Genomic DNA, 18,792 nt, shown 5'->3' on the forward strand with positions numbered 1-18,792 from the left:
TCATTTTCCCTTATCCTCATCAAATCGGCTTAATTAATGCACTATGGAGAAGATAATAGTTGATAGTGTAACCCTCACAAAGTATCCTGAAATTCTAAGAATCAAAAAAAAACATACTATGATTATAATCCCAATTCATGTAATGACTGAGTTGGAACAGAATCTCGAGTCTCAGTTGTTCCATAATATTTTAACTCTTGTTAATAAAAGTGAGCGAATTAGATTAGTAGACAGCAATAATAGCAAATATAAGATATCTGAGGATATGTTCTCGTTTATTGATCTTCCAGATAAACGTCTGTTCAAGATTGGTTATGGCGAAATTGATAAAATTCCAGATAAGTCGGTTAAGATTGCAACAATCGATCACGATGTGTGCAGAAATACTGTAGAGAGCTATTTAGGATGTTTAAATGAATCTCAAATTCAAGAGCTCATTAGAGTTTTCTTCAAAAAAAGAAATCCAGTCGAGAGATGGTTATTTTATGATGCAAATAAGAATAAACTAATAGAGATAGCTAGTCTAGTCTTTTCCACAATTGTATTGGTATCAATATATTTTGTATTATTTGATACAGATTTTCAAAATTATATTTTTTATCATTTTAGAAGTAATGAGTTAATCTACGTTATGATTGGGGTTACCTTGACTGTCTCCATGTATATATTCAAAGAGGAAAAGATTATATATTATGGTTCTGTTGAAGTCATTATAGGATTGCTTGCATGTAGAGTAGCATTTGAAAAATACGATTCAAATTTCATTATAAAATTGTTCGGTGGATTGTATATCATGGTGAGAGGATTGGATAATATTAGTAAAGATGGTAAAGTCAAGGAATTTTACAGACGCAAAAAGCAAGAAATAAAACTGCGATTCTTAGGATTATTGTGATTGAATTAACTAATCAATACTGGAAATATGAGGCATATGTATGCTGATAGTTTAATTTTACTTTATTAGCGTTGGTATAGTAAGTTAATCAGCTAATTTCACCCACTTAATCCCACAATCATACTCCGTGTAATGCAGATACTTCCGGTTTTGCATCCATAACAACACATTCTGATCTCCTTTCTTTTTGTATCTCGGAATCACCGGGCGTACGTTGTCCAGTTTTGAATTTCGGGTAATTGGGGTGATTTGCCAGGTTTTGCCGAGGTCTTTGGTCTGACCTTTGGAGATTTCAAAGACGTTGTTAACTTCATGTGAAAAGTAAACGATGGAGGGATCCAGCGGGTCGATCGTGAGGCCGCCGGAATAGTTTTGCTCACGCTCCTTTTTACCTTCCGGTGTTTGCGGAAACCACTTCCCTGAATCGATCAGATGATGGTCGTTCCACTTTTTGCCGTCATAAACGGTGTAATGATACTGATGTTTTTCATTGGTCGGGTAACGCGTATAGGCGACAACCGGCCTTCCTTTTTTGTCGATAACGATGTCAAATATCCATGCTTTTCCGGTCTCCGGCGTTGCTTGGTAAATGACCGACGCATCTGACGGGTGGAAAGGAAGCTGATCGATATTGGCAATTTTGGAGCCGTCAACCCGCCAGAAAGCTCCCTTTTCGTAATAACAGTAATAAACAGAATTCAGCGGTTCTGCATTGGGGTGTCCGTCGGTGAAAATGAGATGGATTTTCGATTTTCCGTCTGAATAATACTTGACATAGGGCCGGTTATTTGTATTCAGTTCTTTGGAAGTGATCACCACTACCGGATCCGACCAGGTTTTGCCATTGTCGGTGGAGGTAATAAAGTTGGGTTTAAAACCGACCCAACGGCCGAAGCTGTAAACTTTGTTGTTCTCACTGCTCAGGATAAACGGGTTGGCATAGGTATAGGTTTCACGTTTAAACTTCTCCAAAAGCGCGGGCGTCTGTGGTTTGAAAACAAGCGAATCTGAAAAAGTGCTGATGTCAATGGATTTTGACGTGGTATTTTGAATAACCCCCATCCCGTTTTTAGTCCCGCCATGCCAGGTGTATTGGGTAAGGATCCGCTGATCGGGCAACTGCAAAAATGCAGGATTGTCGTGATCATCAATTTCGAGTTTGGTGTATAGTCTTTTTTGAGCAACCTTCCCTGATTTCAGGTCCAGCGAGGCAGCTACAATATCACCCGATTTGGTCACCCAGCCGGTGATAACCGATCCGTTTTTATCATGGGTGTAAATCGCACGCGGATCGCTAAACCAGCACCAGGCCCCGTCGTTGGTGAGGGTAGAAACAGTTTGGGCGGAAAGGCTGATCGTGAGACTTAGGAAGGTGATAAGGAGAAGGGGGGTTCGTGACATAAGACGGAATATTATCAAAAATGACCAAACTTATTCTGCATTGCGAAGACAGAATAGGTTCGGCCATTTCATTTTAAAGTTTATTTATACCAGAAGATGGCTAAAATGATTATTTAACCCCCTTCCCGGTAGCAGCCCAGTAAATTCCTCCGTAAAGGTGATCTAAAAACGACTGATCCGAGTAAACCAATCCGATGTGGCCCAGGCCTGTGTAAAATGCACGGCCGCCGTCATATTTGTGGTACCAGGCGATCGGGTGAAAATCTCCCATACCTTTGCCTTCGTTATCTCCCCATTTGGTTTTTGGGTCGTAGCTTTTTTCGTCAATACCGATCAAAAATTTCAGATCGTTCGATTTGTATGGTTTCTGGTATTCGTACCACTCATCAGTCCATAACATTCTTTTAGGAAAACGCTCCAATCCCGGGAAATTGCTGTCCACAACATCCAGATAGGCCGTCTGTTGTGCAGGGTGAATTTTGAACATCATACCCACCATTTTGGTATACCATGGCCATTCGTATTCGGTATCGGCAGCGGCGTGGATACCCACCCATCCTTTACCCGACTGGATGTATTTTTCAAAGGCAGCTTGCTGCTCATCGTTCAGTACATCGCCGGTTGTGTTCAGGAAAATGACTGCCGCGTAATCTTTCAATTGTTTTTCATTAAAAACAGATGCGTTTTCCTGCCAGTCCACCGTGAAATTGTGTCTTGCAGCAAGGTGTCTCAGGCCATCAACACCTTCGTGAATGGACTGGTGGTGAAAACCGGCTGTTTTTGTAAACAGCAAAACTTTGAATTGCTGCGCGTTGGCAAAAGCCGCACTCATGATCACAAGAAGCAGGGCTAGCGATTTTTTTAGCATTGGAATTTGAAATTAAATTGTGTTTTAATATTCGGGATTTAAAAGTATTATTTTCGGTTTGTAATTAAACGCTGAGTAAAGGGAGCGGCCTCCGCCCGTTTATACACTGAGTTTTACGGTTGTTTAAAAGTGCTTAATATCAATGATTTGAAATTAAGATACCCTCGGATGTTTAACTCCTTTCCCGAAATTAAAAAAACCTCTGGAAACTCTGCGCTTAACCTCGTTTACGCTGCATTTAATTTTTTTCTTCGCCGGATTATTTGCCCATTACAAGCCTTGTTTGTGCGCCGCCATTTTCACCGTCGAGCAACTGGATATTCAGCGCCGGATTTTTGAATGCATCACGGTCAACAGCGAGTGTTATCGTGTGGATGCCCTGTGCAAGATCAGCGGCCAGGTTATGCTCTGTTAGTTTTCCGGGTTTCCCGTTTACCCAGGCGGTAAGTCCCGTTGTGGTGTTCAGGGAAAGATTGACATTTCCTTTTGTCACGACTTCAATTTCAAAACGGATAAAACTGTACCGTTTGCCTGGATTGAGTTCAATAACCGGAAGCTCAGCCAAAGGAAGATCTCCTGCAACTTTGCTGTAAATCGGTTCAAACGATACTTTGGCATTATCCCGTGCCACGTATCCCGGTCCGTCTGCGAGAATCTTTTTGATAAGATCTTTGCTGGAAGTTACCGTGTTCCAGCGACGCACAAATCGGGCGGTAGGCACCCGGAACTTACCGGATTCGCCCAGTTTCGACAAGAAACCAATCAGGTTGATAAACTCTTCCTTGTCCAGACTCGCCGTCAATCCCGGAGGCATCAGCGAGCCGGGTACTTTTTCCAGCAGTTCGAGCTGATTTTTAGGAATGGCCACTTCTTTCCCGGTAACATCCCGGATAACAATTTCAGAAGCGCCGTCGCTGGCCAGATATCCCATGAGTTCGCTGCCATCCTTTTTTACCACACGTTTCAGGTCGTAACCTTCCTTAATGGACAGGTTGGGATAAAGTACAGAACGGATAATGGTTTCAGCCGGGGAGCTCGTACCCAGACTACTCAAATCGGGTCCGATACGCCCGCCCGCGCCACCTATGGCATGGCAGGTCGTGCAGTTCACATCCGCCCTGCGGAAAATCAGTTCGCCTTTTTCAGGATCAGCTTTGTCGGCGATAACCTTGGCCAAACCTGCGATGTCTTTGTCATTAAGCTCCTGAGCCATTTTTTCGGCAGGCATTTTTCCTCCCGATTCTTCCAGTGCAGCTTTCAGGGCAAGCACGTCGGTTTGTCTTTGTCGCGTCCACATCACCCGGGTTTGTACAAGCTGTCTGCCGGTTTTGGCAATGGCTTCCGGTATTTTTTTAGCGGTAATGGCGTCCGTCAATGCGACAGTACCCGGCTTGTTGGAAATCAGTGCCAGGAAAATATCGGACATATCTGTGCCGGCGGGTAATGTCCGCATCAGGTCTGTGCCAATACGTGCTGCTTCAACAGGATTAAACGCTGCCAGCTGAGCCGTGGATATTACACGTACTTCGGCAGTATTTTTCGGACCCGTCATATCGGCCATTAAAGCAATGGCCTTGTCTTTATCAATGGATGCCAGGGCTCCCAACGCCGCTTTTTTAGTTGCCGGCGTTCCGGTTTTGATCAGCGTTGTGAGCCGGTCACTTAGTTGTTCGAGTTTCCATAAGCCTACGAGCCTGATGGCGGTCAGGTTGATTGTCTCATCCTCGTTGCCGATAAAACCGGCAATACGTTCCGGATTTTTGGCAGGTTTCATTTTCCGCTGACGTGCCGCATCTTCGAGCGCGTTAAGCTGTGGAATAAGTGTTTTTCCCTTGTTTTCAATAGCCAGATCCAGCAGCGTGTTCAGGTCGGTCACCTGTCCTGATTTAGCGATGGCGCTCAGTACGTCTTTCTGATATTCTTCCGGAACCTGTCCTTTTTCGTAAATTTTTATAAGTTGGGAAACGGCTTCCGGCGTACTGACGGATTTCAAGGCGAAAACCGTTTTCTTGGCGTCTCCAAAGTAGTTGGCGTCTGTTTTCAAACTTGCCATCCACAAAGGCTGCAATTCGCGGGTAGTTTGCCAGAGGGCATAATCCAGGAATTCGTCCATTTGAAAATCCAATGCATTCAATGCGGTCTTGGCGGCTTCGGCCGTTTTGGTTTTTCTAAGCGCGATAACCGCTTCCATCCGCACCTGTGCATGTTTGTCGGTAACTGCCTTGGCAAGAATTGCCGGCACATTGGCTATTTTGGTGTGCCAGAATTCCAGCGCCCTTAACGCAGACGACCGTGCGTTATGACTTTCTGCGTTGATAAGGCTTAGCAAAAGCGGTTCATTTACCGTATCAAGAGCCTGGAAAACCCAAAGTGCTTCCAGTAAATGATGCTCATAGTTTGCATCTTTTTTATCCAAAGCACTGACCCATTTTTGCAGTACTGGAATTACTTCCCTGGCGCCACGTTCTTTCAAAACCTGTTTCGCATTGGAACGGGTCAGATCTTCGGGTAATTTCAGTGCTTCCAGTAATTCAGGAATCGAGGCATTGTTTAATTTGGGTGTTTTGACAAGCGGACGATTTTTGGCGACTACGCGCCAGATACGTCCGTGTTCCTGATCACGGCGCGGATCAAAAAAATCCACTTCGCCATGCTGAATAATCGGGTTATACCAGTCGGCCACATAAATTGCGCCATCGGGTCCCACATTGATATCGACCGGACGAAACGCTACATTATCCGTCCACATCAGATCTTCCATTTGTTTGGAAGCATACCCTGCGCCCTGTTCTTCCAGTTTGAAACTATTGATCCGGTTTGCGCGGAAATCATTGGTAATCATTCTGCCCTGCCAGGCATCGGGTAAATGCCTTCCCGAAATGACGTCAAGTCCGCTGTGTTTCGGTTGTCCTGGATTCAGACCCCGGATGATTCTTTCGGCGCCCTGCGTAGCGGCAAAGGCTGCACCCGGAAAAGCATAGTTAATACCCTCGCCACCGGCACCATCGGTAAGGAATGATTGTCCCCAACGGTCAAACTGCAACCCCCAGAAGTTAATACCACCGCGGGCATAGACATCCAGTTCCAGGGTTTTAGGATTCAACTGCCAGACACCGCCCGCTTCGAGACGTTTGGTGCCAAACGGTGTTTCAACGTGGCTGAAAATGTATATCGACTGGTTAAAATACATTTTTCCCTCTGGCCCCCAACGGAAAGTATGGATCAGGTGATGCGCATCACCCGTGCCGAAACCATTAAGTACACGACGTTTTTTATCGGCTTTTCCGTCCCCGTCTGTATCAGAAAAATGGAGGATTTCTGTTGAATTCGCAACGTAGACACCGCCGTCACCCGGCAAAATTCCTGTCGGTGTTAGTAACCCTTCTGCAAAAATGGTGGTTTTATCAGCCTTGCCGTCATTATCAGTATCCTCAATGACGAAGATTTTGTCATTGGCTTCTTCGCCGGTTTTCAGGTGCGGATAGGCGGTGCTGCTGACAACCCACAACCGGCCGTCTGCATCCCAGTTCATCTGGATCGGTTTTGCTACCAAAGGTTCAGCGGCCCATAGCGTTACCTCAAAACCTTCGGCCACATGAAACGACTCCAGTTCCTTTTGTACATCCGGGTCCTGATTCTCTTTTCTGTTGTCCGGATGCCCGGAAGATGTAATCAGCAGAACCATGGGAATGATCATGATTCCGTAAAATGCCTTTTTATAGTTTAATGCGTTCATGTTTTAGCTATCTGCTTTCAGTCGGTTAGCGGACGGCAATCGGCTGTCGACTTGGTTAATGTTGGAATTTATGGTTTGAGCGGGTTATCGTTGAGGTTATTGCGGACCGCCAACTTGCGATAGCCGGTATTGATGAACTTTCGGCGTACGTTCCAGGGCAATCTGGCTTTCCAGAAATTTGATCAGAATACTCTGGTCATCCAGATCTTTTACGTGTTTACCCTGCTCGTAGGCTCTGAACCCGATGATATAAGTCTCGTTAATAGGACGGTATTGGAAAAAGAACAAGTCATTTTTCTTCACAATCATCTGGCGCAGCAGGTTCACCTGATTGGTGGAAACCCCGCGTTTGATGCTTACACCTTGTTCCCACTCTTTTGCCGAAGCCGTTATTAAATCAGAATCGTCGGCTTTCAGCGTATAAAATCCTTTTTTCAAACCGGTAACCTTTATAACCTGAGCGTCATTAAAGGTGCCGGCGTATTGCTTGGGATACGGAAGCGGCAGATAATCTTCCTGAATTGTAAATTTCAGATCAGCGAGATCAGTGCCTTTTCCAAGCTTTTTAGCATTTGCGGAAAGATCGATTCCCTGTTTTGAAATACTGATCGTTACGGGTTCGATGCCCGATTTCAGGCCCAGACCTTTTTCCAGAATCCCGGCCAAACGGTAATAACCCGTTTCATTCAGATGTATACCGTTTTCCGTAATTGTCTCCTTCTTGCTGAGTTCCTGAACAGGCTTATAAATATCAATAAACTGCTTCCCACGCGCGGATGCGATTTGAGAAATGGCAGAAGCATAAAGTTCAATATTTGCGTTGCGTTTGTCAAGGTTCGAAGTTGAATCACCGCCAATAACCGGAATGGGCGAAAGCAGGATGGTTTTAGCACCCAGAGAATCAATTTTATGAAGCAAATTGTTTAGTCCTGCCTTAAAACGGGGCAAACCTTCCTCGCCCTCCTGGGCCTCCACACCGCCATAAGCCAGGAAAACCACGGTCGGCTGTGCCTTGATAATATTCTGTATAAGGTGCTCGTAAGCGGTTGGCGGATTGGTGAAAGTGCTTCGCGCATCACCGAAAACGTTATCGCCTGTCCAGCCCAAATTTCGGAAAGTCACATGCCGGTCGGGAAATCGTGTAGTCAGTGCAAATTCGAGATAACCGTACTGGAAATCGTTCTCGAAAACAGAATTTCCAAGAAAAACCACTCTGTCGCCGTCTTTCAGCTCAAAAGCTTTTTCGGGTTGATTCTGAGCAATAGCTGTTTTATAAAATAGGGAAATGAACAGTAATAAAATATAACCAATGCTGGTCGATATCTTAATCTTTCTCATGCAAATTGGGATTAGGTAATTTCCGGAAAACAAGGCACAGCGCAAATAACATTGTGCTGAGGAATAAAGATGTGCTGGTGATAATTCCTACTCAAAAAAGTGCATATGTTTTGTGTCTGCGCTGATTTTTCGGGTTATTGGGCGTTTGCAGGAGGTATTTGCCTTTCAATGGGGTATGGGAAGTAGTCTCGTTTTTCGGTGCTGGCATAATTATTGATAAACTGCTGATTTAATAATAATTTCAAAAAACGTAAGCCTTTTTCTTGACTGAAAACTCTTATTTAAATGCACATCAATTATTCTCAAAATCCGCACAAACCCCTAAAATTGCTGCCGAAATCGCCAACCGGTATCATTGGGCTCGATCAAATAACTGAGGGAGGAATCCCGGAAGGGCGCCCGACGTTGATCTGTGGCGGGGCAGGTTGTGGAAAAACTTTGTTCTCCATGGAATTCATCGTTCGGGGGGCAATGGAATTTAATGAACCGGGGGTGTTTATGGCGTTTGAGGAAAAAGCCGACGAACTTACCATGAATGTGGCATCCCTTGGTTTTGATCTTGAAAAATTACAGGCTGACAAACTGGTCAAACTGGATCACGTTTATATAGAAAGAAGTGAGATTGAAGAGACCGGAGAGTACGATCTCGACGGGATTTTTATTAGGCTCGGGCATGCGATCGATAGTATCGGTGCAAAAAGAGTGGTGTTGGATACGATCGAAAATCTTTTTTCAAGTCTCAATAACGAAGCGATTATCAGAGCTGAATTGAGACGGCTTTTTCAGTGGCTTAAAGGGAAAAAGGTGACAACCATTATTACCGGTGAGAAAGGCGATGGTATTTTCACCCGTCATGGGCTGGAAGAATATGTTTCGGACTGTGTTATTTTACTTGATCACAGGGTGATGAATCAGATTTCGACACGACTGCTGCGGATTGTGAAATACAGGGGATCTATGCATGGTACCAATGAATATCCATTTTTAATTGACGAAAAAGGGATTTCTGTACTTCCTGTTACTGCACTGACGCTCGACCACGATGTTTCTACCGAGCGCGTGTCATCAGGTATTCCATCACTGGACAAAATGCTCGGCGGTAAAGGTTTTTATAAAGGCAGCAGCGTGCTGGTTTCAGGAACGGCCGGTACGGGCAAAACGAGCATTGCAGGGTATTTTGCCAATGAAACCTGTAAGGGAAACAAGCGATGCATTTACTTCGCATTTGAAGAATCGCCGAAGCAGATTATAAGGAATATGATGTCGATCGGTATCCATTTGCAGGAATATGTCGATTCTGGCTTGTTAAAATTCCATGCTTCCAGACCAACCTTAAATGGGCTGGAAATGCACCTGGTTGCCATTCATAAACTTGTGCAGGAATTTAAACCGCAGGTAGTAATACTCGATCCGATCACCAACCTTATTACTGTAGGCTCGGTGAGTGAAGTTAAAACCATGCTGATACGCCTGATTGATTTTCTGCAATCGGAACAAATTACCGTCATGTTTACGGCACTGACGTTGAATAACATTGTCAATGAACAAACGGATGAAGGGGTTTCTTCGCTGGTAGATGCCTGGCTTCTGGTCAGGGATATTGAATTTAACGGCGAGCGTAACCGCGGAATGTATGTAATGAAATCGAGAGGGATGAAACATTCGAACCAGGTGCGTGAATTTGTGATTTCTGACGAAGGTTTAAATCTTGTAGATGTTTATCTGGGACCGGAAGGAGTACTAACCGGATCGGCCAGAGAAGCACAGCGCTTGCAGGAGGAGACGGGTGATGTGCTGCGCAAACATGCGCTGACGATGAAAGATATGGAAATAGGCAGGAAAAGAAAGGTATTGGAATCTAAAATTGCGAGCTTAAAAGAAGAGTTCGAATCCATGCAGGACCAGCTCAATAAAAGTTACATTGAAGATACCCTGCGCAAAGAAGTGATCGAGAAAAACAGGGAAGAACTCACACGCAACCGACATAACGATTAATCTGGAACCAAAGCAACACTTATGAAAGTAGAAGAGGAAATTTGGGAACTGCGACTATACGTAGCCGGGAAAACGACAAAATCTGTTACGGCGCTTAGTAACCTGAAAAAATATTGCGAGGAGCATTTAAAAGATAAATATGTGATCGAGGTTATTGATCTTCTGGTGCAGCCGCAACTGGCTGAGGGAGATCAGATCCTGGCTATTCCTACCCTTGTTAAAAAGGTGCCTGAACCTATCCGGAAAATTATCGGAGATCTTTCCAATGAAGAAAAGGTGCTCGTAGGGTTGAATATTCGCCCGGCGAAGAAAACAGAATGAGTAATTTTCTAAGCCCACCAGATATGGACGACACTATACAGGAAGACGAAAGATATGTTTTACGACTGTTTGTAACAGGCGCGTCGGTTAATTCCGTGCGGGCAATCAGCAACCTGAAGCATATTTGTGAAACTTACGTACACGATAATTATTCTCTTGAAATAATCGACGTTTATCAGGAGAAAACCATCGCTGAAAAAGAACAGATTATTGCATTACCGCTGTTGATCAAAAGCTTTCCCTTACCTGAGAGGAGGCTCATCGGCGATATGTCGGATACAAACAGGGTGCTTAAAGGATTAGGAATTTCATAATTATATTGATGAATCCAGCAAAAACGTACGATCAGCTTGTAAAAGAAAATGAGCGCTTACTCTGGCAATTGGAGGAGGCGACTGATATCATTCATGCCATACGTACAGGCCAGATTGACGCGCTGGTAGTAAAAGGAGAAAATGGACACGAGTTATATACGCTTAAAACGGCTGATCAGACTTACAGGGTTTTCATTGAAAAGATGAATGAAGGCGCCGTAACGCTGAACGCCGAAGGGATTATTTTATATTGTAATTCCATGTTTGCGTCCATGGTCAACATGTCGTTGTCAAAAGTGATCGGTTTGGCTTTCCAGACTTTTATAGCTCCTCATTGTGTTGAAGACTTTAAACATATCTTTGAAAGAGGCTGGTCGCAGGATGGTAAATATGAAATTTCGATCAGCAGCAACGATAGCCTGATTCCGTGTCAGCTTTCCGTAACGACGCTTGAACTGGACGAAGGTGTCTCTTTAAGCATTATTATCACCGATCTGACCTATCAAAAAGAAATTCAACGGCTGCTGAAGCTGAATAATGAAAGACTTGAAACGGCAAATTCAGCCCTGGAAATGAGTAATCACGATCTTCAGCAATTTGCTTCCGTGGCTTCGCATGATTTGCAGGAGCCGTTGCGTAAAATTCTTATTTTCTCAGGATTGTTGAAAAGCAGGCATTTGAAGGAATTACCGGAAGAAAGTGTTCAGTATCTTGAAAAAATTATCGCTTCGTCGAGCCGGATGAAAACGATGATCATTGATATTCTTACTTATTCGGGTTTGTCTGTACATGACAATCATTTCGAGTTAACTGATCTGAACACGGTAATACGGGAAGTGCTGGAAGATTTTGAAATTCTTGTTGAAGAGAAAAATGCTGAATTCATCATCGGTCAGCTTCCCTCGATTGAAGCCAATAAAGGTCAGATGAGACAGGTATTCCAAAACCTTATCGGAAACGCCTTGAAATTTTGTAAACCAGACGAGAAACCGGTTATCAGCATACAAAATTTGACCAACGGATCGGTTTCCATTGCCGATGCACCAGGTTATTGCAGGATTTCAGTGAAGGATAACGGGATCGGTTTTGATGAAAAGTACGGGGATAAAATTTTCTCTTTATTCCAGAGATTAAACACGAAGGATAAATATGAAGGCTCGGGTATTGGTTTGGCCATTACCAAAAAAATACTCGACAAACACAACGGAACGATTGCAGCCAATAGCCAGGAAAATGTCGGGTCCGAGTTTGTTGTGAATCTGCCTTTACGACAAAAAGTAGAAATGAAATGATCTAATCCCGCCTGACAAAATCCGGAGATATCCGTCAAACAGGATTAGATGGAATTGAACTATCGGTTGATCAGAAATGTAAATGATTTTATTTTTCGACCATCATCTACGGACAAGTAATACATCTGGTCATGAAACTGATGAAGTGGTAGATTATAGTATTTTTCATTTACTGTAATGTTCTGAATTACCCTTCCTTTCACATCAACGATTTTGATTTTTGAACCGGGCATCAAATCCATAAGATGAATCTCGTTATCGGCGGGGTTTGGATATAACACGGGCGTCAGTTCATTCGTCTTGAATTCTATTCCCTTGATTCTTGTCAGCTCCGATGTCCCATCACGGTCAACCTGATTGATTCTGTAATAGTTGATACCAGACAACGGATTGTCATCTGTGAATTCATATTTTACCAGACTGGTCGACTCTCCACGGCCTTCGATCATGCCAATTTTAGAAAATTTCATAGCATCTCCACTCCGCTGTATTTCAAAATAGCCATTGTTTTGCTCAGCGGTTGTCGACCAGGAAACAAGCACTTTGTTATCATTTTTGTTTACTTCAAATGAATTGTAAGTTACCGGCAGCGGTGCGCAGGTGAGGCTGCTGATGGTAGCAATGTCAGAGTCCATCCAGGCTAGGTGCTGCTGAATCCAGGTTTTTAAGTAATCTACCTCTTTGTCGTGGGTATTGCCAGCCAGCGTATAATGCTCGTTATACATAATACCTGTGGTGAGGATATTCCATTTGGTGAAATTTCTGGTAATGGCATTATTGCTTTTTAGCGTAGTTCTCTGTGCTTCGATGAAGGCCAGAACATTGGCGTCGCTCCACTGATTAAGGCGCAGTTGTTTATAACGGGCAATTACTCTTTGTACGAAATAGCAATCATTTAACACTTTTTCCGGCCACGAAACGGTTAATGGCGGTCTGTCGGGACAATAAGTGTTGAACTTCCAGGCCCAGGTACCGGTCGGTAAAACGGAGGGTTCATAACACCATTGCTGATTTCCCATGGATTTATCAAAATCCCAGGGGCCGCCAAGGTTTAATAGTCCGCCTTCATCATCCCGCTGTTTGTAGAAAAAAGTACTGGCACGCCAGTTATCCGAGTTCTTGGTAAATTCCTGAAGCAGGAGATAGTCAACCATAGAATCCACATTAAGGTATTTTCGGTATCCGATTAAGGGATCGTTGGCATTGGCACCGTTCAGGGCCGCTTCAAAATTGTTTACAAAATTTTTGATGTAATTAAACTGAGCATCTCTGTTGGTGATGTTGGTGTACTTTTCCAGCTTGGGATATTCTACGTGGAATATCGGCTTGGGATTGGAGGCATTGTTGTTGGGGGAAATGTTGGAATTCCATTTCATATCTTCATTTTCTCCAACCTGTAAAAGATAACCGCCAGATATTTTTAAAGCATCCGTGTCGGTTTCTCCCAGTTTCTTCATATCCAGCCTGTCTTTCCCCCGTTTGACTTTTTCCATGAAAATATACACACCCATGTAGCGCAGAGAGCCACCGGTGTTCAGGAATAACTCGACATATTTGGTGCGCGAGGCATACCGGCCCGTTTGTCTGAACATTTCCTGGGCGAGTACTTCGCGGATAAAAGACTTGTCGCCATAACAGGCATTAAGTACCCAGTCCGACTCTGCCGGAAACCCCAGCAACGATACATCGATGCTGGCAGAAGTTACCGGATCCTGAGTTTCGAAACCATAGGATTTTTTCGGCCATTCGGCAGAAGTATTTCCTCTGATTTCAATACCGATTTTACCATCGTACTGATACGTGTTGGTTCCTCCGATGGTATAACTGTATGATCCGGCCACTTCTGCGGCAATCCTGAAAGTTGCGGGTATTTTAGGGTCATTGGGTATCTCCGGGCCTCCGGGATCAATAATAAATATGGGTATATTGGATGTGACGGACGTTTGTGCGATGCAGGAACAGGATAAAAGCAGAAATAGAATTAATGCGGTGGTTTTCTGAAGACCAAACATTTTGGCCCTCTGATGAGGTTGTAAAAAAGTTTCCATAAACGTGTAGAGTTAAATTGCATGAATTCACTGGGTTAATGTCATACTAAATTTACACTTTTTATGGGATGAATTTTTCCTTTTACGCTTGTTTTTTATAGTAATTATTTAAAGGTTATTTATGTGTCACTTTTCTAATATTCAAGGTCTTATAATAAAAAATGAGAGACTGCCTCACGGTGCAATCCCTCATTTTTTTAGTCTTTGAAGACGATCGGTTATTTGACGATATTGGTAGGAGTTCCTCCGATAAAAGCACCCAGATTATCGGTTACCATTTGTAACAATCTTTTTCGGGCTTCAAAAGATGCCCAGGCGATATGCGGGGTGATCACACAGTTGGGAGCCGATAGTAATGGGTTGTCTGCTGCGGGTGGTTCGGAGGAAAGTACGTCGAGGCCGGCTCCGGCAATGGTTTTGTTTTTTAAAGCTTCCGCCAGGTCTTCCTCGTGAATCAGAGGGCCGCGCCCGGTGTTCAGGAGGTAGGAGGTAGGTTTCATCCACGACAATCTTTCGTTGTTGATAAGATGTTTGGTGTCTGGTGTTAAAGGACAATGCAGGCTCACGACGTCACTTTGTCTGAACAACTCTTCTAAAGAAACCATGGTTATATCCTGGTTTTGTGTCTGTCCTGTATTTTTTCGGTAAGCGACGACTTTCATACCAAACGCCAAAGCAATTTGTGCAACCTGTGAGCCAATGTCCCCCAAACCGACCAGCCCCATGGTTTTTCCCGCCAGTTCTACCAGCGGAGTTTTCCAATAGCAAAAATCAGCCGAGGCAGACCAGTCTCCGTTTGACACACTCTGGCTGTGCAGCTCGATGTGGTTGACCAGCGCCAGAAGCAATGCAAAAGTGTGCTGAGCCACAGAAGCAGGTCCGTAAGCTTTTACATTGGTGACGATAATGCCATGTTTTTGGGTGGAGACCGTATCGATATTATTATAGCCCGTCGCGCAGACACCGATGTATCTGAGTTTGGGTAACTGACTTAATATGGTTTCATTGAGTAATACCTTATTCACAAGAACGGCATCGGCGTCACGTGCTCTTTCCACGATCTGTTCGGGCGCGGAGCGGTCGTAAATGGTTACGTTTCCCAATGCATGAATAGGAGACCAGTCCTGGTCGCCGGGGTTTAAGGTATAGCCGTCGAGGATGACAATGTTCATATGTTAAATGGTTATAATGCTTATTGTAAATACGGACTTTCTTGAATAAAGGGTAGATGTTCAGGGATAAATATTTAGCAATAGTTGCCAGAAAAACGATTTACAATCTACCAATTTTGAAATTACATAGATACAATTTTGAAAATACATAACTTTAATTTTGAAATTACATAAAAAATCCCTCCCGGTTTGATCAGTACCAGGAGGGATTTTTTTATAGCTTTTTTGGGTTTTAAACCTAGTTTTTAGGTTCGCCGCCTACTTTTCCTGCACCTGTTCCCTGCTGTTGCATTGGATTTTGCGGACGGCGCATTTGCGATTGTTTGAATATCTGGAAACGCGTTGGTTTGGCTACACGTGGATACGAGTTGTTCTCGGTATCAATATCAGCAATCTGATAGTACGGATCCAACGTCCACTGAACCACTTTTTTTGATGTAGAAACTACTTTTGAAATCTGTTGGTCGTTGAAACGCCAGATTTCGGCTGGATAGGTTACCAACGAGTCTGTCCCGTCTTCGAAGCCCATTTTAATGATGACAGGCATTGGTAAACCTCCTTTATTTTTTATTGAAAGGGTGTAGAAGTTGGTGTGATTTTGAACCAGATCTTTCTCGCCTGGCGACAAACTTGCAAGATATTGCTCGTACTTCTGTTTGTCGGCGTCCGTAACTTTGTATGGATCATACGTGTTGTAAAAATCCGCCATGGTAGAATCCTCAGCCACCACCGTTTTAGATTTATCCGCCGCATCACGGATTTTGCTGATCGTTTTTGATTTCGCAGCAGCCTCTTTACGCGCCAGTTCTTTTTCTATCGCAGGATTTTGCGTGTCAATGCTGAACCAGTTAACGGTTACCAAATCCTGATCAACAGGCTCGACGCCATAGAACCAGCCTTTCCAGAACCAGTCAAGATCTACACCTGACGCATCTTCCATAGTGCGGAAAAAGTCGGATGGGGTCGGGCTCTTGAATCTCCATCTTGTGGCGTATTCTTTAAAGGCATGGTCGAATAATTCACGGCCCATCACGGTTTCGCGCAGGATATTCAAGGCTGTTGCTGGTTTTGCATAAGCATTAGGTCCGAGCCCGATTACATTTTCAGCCGATGACATGATCGGAGATAATACCGATTTGTCGGAAGACATATAATCCGTGATGAACATAGGTTCTCCGCGGCGTGTAGGATAGTTGTAATCCCATTCTTTTTCGGCAAGATACTGGCAGAAAGTATTCAAACCTTCGTCCATCCATGCCCACTGGCGTTCGTCAGAATTGACGATCATCGGGAAAAAGTTGTGACCAACTTCGTGAATGATTACGCCAATCATACCGTATTTCACCTGTTCGCTGTAAGTTCCGTCTTCTTCCGGACGACCGCCGTTGAAGCTGATCATCGGATATTCCATACCGCCACCAGAAGTTGCGTGGCAGGAAATGGCAACCGGATAAGGATATTCGAAAGTACGGTTACCATAAGATTTCAAAGTATGGGCAACAGCGCGCGTTGAATACTGCTCCCAAAGCGGGTTCCCTTCTTTTGGATAAAATGACATGCACCAAATCTTGCGACCGTTTTTGTAAACGTCACTTTGCATCGCATCCCAGATAAATTTACGGCTGCTTGAAAATGCAAAGTCACGCACATTATCCGCTTTGTATAGCCATGTTTTTTTACCCACTGATTTGTTTTCACGTTTTTCGGCTTTCTCAGCTTCGGCCTGTGTAACAATAATCACCGGCGTTTTTGAGGTTTCTGCTTGTTTCAGGCGTTGTTTTTGGGTGGCGGTTAATACCTGTGCATAGTTCTGGCATTCGCCCGAAGCGGCAACAACATGGTCAGCCGGTGCGGTGATCGCCACTTTGTAGTTACCAAAGATCAGCGCAAATTCACCTTGTCCGAGGAACTGTTTGTGGTTCCATCCGTTTACGTCGTCATAAGGCGCCAGGCGAGGGAACCAATGTGCGATGAAATAGTTTGAGTTACCATCTTTCGGGAAAAACTCATAACCGCTGCGACCGTAATATTCTGTGATATTGTAAGCCCAGTCAACCCCGAAAACAACGCTTGTGCCTGGTTTCAAAGGCGTTGGCAAATCAATACGCATCATGGTGTTGTTGACGGTATAATGCAACGGGTTACCTGCTTTGTCTTTTACCTTGGCAATTTCATAACCGTACTCCACTTTTGGGTCAAGGTTTGAGCCACGACCGTTGTTCAGGCCCTGAAGCTGCGTAGTACTCATACCTTTTTCATTGATGGTTCCGGTACGGCTTGTTGCGCCGATACCATCTTTTTTGAAAAGGTTTTGCTCCAATTGCAGCCAGATGTATTTCAGTTCATCCGGAGAATTGTTAAAAAAGGTAATGATTTCAGAACCGATGATACGACGTTTTTCGTCATCCAGTTCTACTTTGATGTCATAGTCGGCACGCATCTGCCAGTACTCCTTGCCGGGAGCGCCGGATGCCGTCCGGTAGGTATTAGGTGTAGGAAGTACAGTTCCTAACTGCTCAAAGCGGTCATTGGCTTTGAAATTCGGTGAAGTGGGGAGCTGCTGGGCTTTAATAGCCATCGATAAAAGCAGCAAAAAAGGTAATAAGAGGTTTCTCATAGGTAATCGGGAGTGTTGTTCAATAAACGCGGCTTTAATTTACAGATAATCCGAAGATTTCTCTAAAAAGCTGATTGTTAATGATAAGAGATATTGCCATACCAACAATTATTCCCGACAAAATATCATTCCATCTCAATTTCGATAACCGGAATAACTCAACGGCGGCGAAAGCAACGCTCAGTACCACAAAAACGATGATAAGCTGCCCTAACTCCAGCCCGACATTGAAGCCTAACAAAGGTTCGACAATGTCCGCCTCTTTACCCAGCAACGCGCGTAAGTAATTGGAAAAGCCCAATCCGTGAATCAACCCGAAAGTAAGTGCCAATGGATAGCGAGGACTGAAAGATTTTTCCCTGATGTATGAGCTTTTTGGTGTTGTATGGAAAAAATTGAGAATTGCCGTGATCAGGATGGTAATCGGAATCAGCAGTTCGATGACATCAGGATTAACGGAAACAATTCCCAGCGTGGCGAGGGCAAGAGTGATGGAGTGCCCGATGGTAAAGGCAGTCACCAGGATGATTACTTTTTTCCAATCAATCAGCGTGTAAATCGTACAAAGCGCTATAATGAAAAGAATGTGATCATAACCATTGGAATCCGTAATGTGATCGAAACCCAATTGAAGATAAGCTTGAAATTCGGACATGAAAAGGTAATTAATTGAAGTGGGTTAGTTGAGCAGGTTTGTGATGACGGGTTACTTGTCAAAACAAAGTTCCGAATATATTCCATTCGGAGAAGGAAAGCAATGTTTGAGGAGAAATGAGGTTTATTTTAAGGAAACTG

At 44.0% G+C, this 18,792-nt stretch carries 13 protein-coding genes; 5 read left to right on the top strand and 8 right to left on the bottom strand.

Going from position 1 to position 18,792, the window contains the following annotated elements:
* Window positions 1-43 precede the first annotated feature (43 nt).
* Entirely contained in the window at window positions 44-895 is an 852-nt protein-coding gene (locus M1L62_RS26520) for a hypothetical protein (protein WP_254562680.1), read from the top strand.
* 84 nt (window positions 896-979) lie between these two features.
* Here M1L62_RS26520 and M1L62_RS26525 read toward each other — a convergent pair whose 3' ends face one another.
* The 4 genes from M1L62_RS26525 to M1L62_RS26540 form a co-directional block, all read right to left on the bottom strand.
* Window positions 980-2,296, bottom strand: a complete 1,317-nt coding sequence (locus tag M1L62_RS26525) for a BNR-4 repeat-containing protein (RefSeq protein WP_254562681.1) — start codon at window positions 2,294-2,296, stop codon at window positions 980-982.
* Between the two features lie 109 nt (window positions 2,297-2,405).
* Window positions 2,406-3,164 carry a ThuA domain-containing protein gene (locus tag M1L62_RS26530; protein WP_254562682.1) on the bottom strand — a complete coding sequence of 253 codons (759 nt, stop codon included), beginning with the start codon at window positions 3,162-3,164 and terminating at the stop codon, window positions 2,406-2,408.
* 259 nt (window positions 3,165-3,423) lie between these two features.
* A complete protein-coding gene (locus M1L62_RS26535) occupies window positions 3,424-6,900 on the bottom strand; it encodes a PVC-type heme-binding CxxCH protein (protein ID WP_254562683.1) in 3,477 nt (1,158 codons plus the stop codon).
* Window positions 6,901-6,996: 96 nt separating this feature from the next.
* Window positions 6,997-8,238: a GDSL-type esterase/lipase family protein gene (locus M1L62_RS26540; RefSeq protein WP_254562684.1), complete on the bottom strand. Its 1,242-nt coding sequence runs from the start codon at window positions 8,236-8,238 to the stop codon at window positions 6,997-6,999.
* A 285-nt stretch (window positions 8,239-8,523) separates the two neighbouring features.
* Between M1L62_RS26540 and kaiC the strand changes: the two genes are divergently transcribed.
* The 4 genes from kaiC to M1L62_RS26560 are packed head-to-tail and all read left to right on the top strand — an operon-like array spanning window position 8,524 to window position 12,160.
* Window positions 8,524-10,233 (top strand): circadian clock protein KaiC, encoded by a 1,710-nt coding sequence (gene kaiC / locus M1L62_RS26545; protein WP_254562685.1) that lies wholly within the window; start codon window positions 8,524-8,526, stop codon window positions 10,231-10,233.
* Between the two features lie 21 nt (window positions 10,234-10,254).
* Window positions 10,255-10,554, top strand: coding sequence for a circadian clock KaiB family protein (locus tag M1L62_RS26550; protein WP_254562686.1), 300 nt, complete (start codon window positions 10,255-10,257; stop codon window positions 10,552-10,554).
* 23 nt (window positions 10,555-10,577) lie between these two features.
* Window positions 10,578-10,868 carry a circadian clock KaiB family protein gene (locus tag M1L62_RS26555; protein WP_254562687.1) on the top strand — a complete coding sequence of 97 codons (291 nt, stop codon included), beginning with the start codon at window positions 10,578-10,580 and terminating at the stop codon, window positions 10,866-10,868.
* A gap of 8 nt (window positions 10,869-10,876) precedes the next feature.
* The gene (locus M1L62_RS26560) at window positions 10,877-12,160 is read left to right on the top strand and encodes a sensor histidine kinase (RefSeq protein WP_254562688.1); all 1,284 of its coding nucleotides are present in this window, start codon (window positions 10,877-10,879) and stop codon (window positions 12,158-12,160) included.
* Window positions 12,161-12,219: 59 nt separating this feature from the next.
* Here M1L62_RS26560 and M1L62_RS26565 read toward each other — a convergent pair whose 3' ends face one another.
* The 4 genes from M1L62_RS26565 to M1L62_RS26580 form a co-directional block, all read right to left on the bottom strand.
* Window positions 12,220-14,208: a CotH kinase family protein gene (locus tag M1L62_RS26565; protein WP_254562689.1), complete on the bottom strand. Its 1,989-nt coding sequence runs from the start codon at window positions 14,206-14,208 to the stop codon at window positions 12,220-12,222.
* 218 nt (window positions 14,209-14,426) lie between these two features.
* Window positions 14,427-15,380 (bottom strand): D-2-hydroxyacid dehydrogenase, encoded by a 954-nt coding sequence (locus M1L62_RS26570; RefSeq protein ID WP_254562690.1) that lies wholly within the window; start codon window positions 15,378-15,380, stop codon window positions 14,427-14,429.
* A 238-nt stretch (window positions 15,381-15,618) separates the two neighbouring features.
* Window positions 15,619-17,997 (bottom strand): M1 family metallopeptidase, encoded by a 2,379-nt coding sequence (locus M1L62_RS26575; protein ID WP_254562691.1) that lies wholly within the window; start codon window positions 17,995-17,997, stop codon window positions 15,619-15,621.
* 34 nt (window positions 17,998-18,031) lie between these two features.
* Window positions 18,032-18,652, bottom strand: coding sequence for a HupE/UreJ family protein (locus M1L62_RS26580; RefSeq protein WP_254562692.1), 621 nt, complete (start codon window positions 18,650-18,652; stop codon window positions 18,032-18,034).
* Between the last annotated feature and the right edge of the window lie 140 nt (window positions 18,653-18,792).

Source organism: Dyadobacter diqingensis, from assembly GCF_024220585.1.
Taxonomy (GTDB): domain Bacteria; phylum Bacteroidota; class Bacteroidia; order Cytophagales; family Spirosomataceae; genus Dyadobacter; species Dyadobacter diqingensis.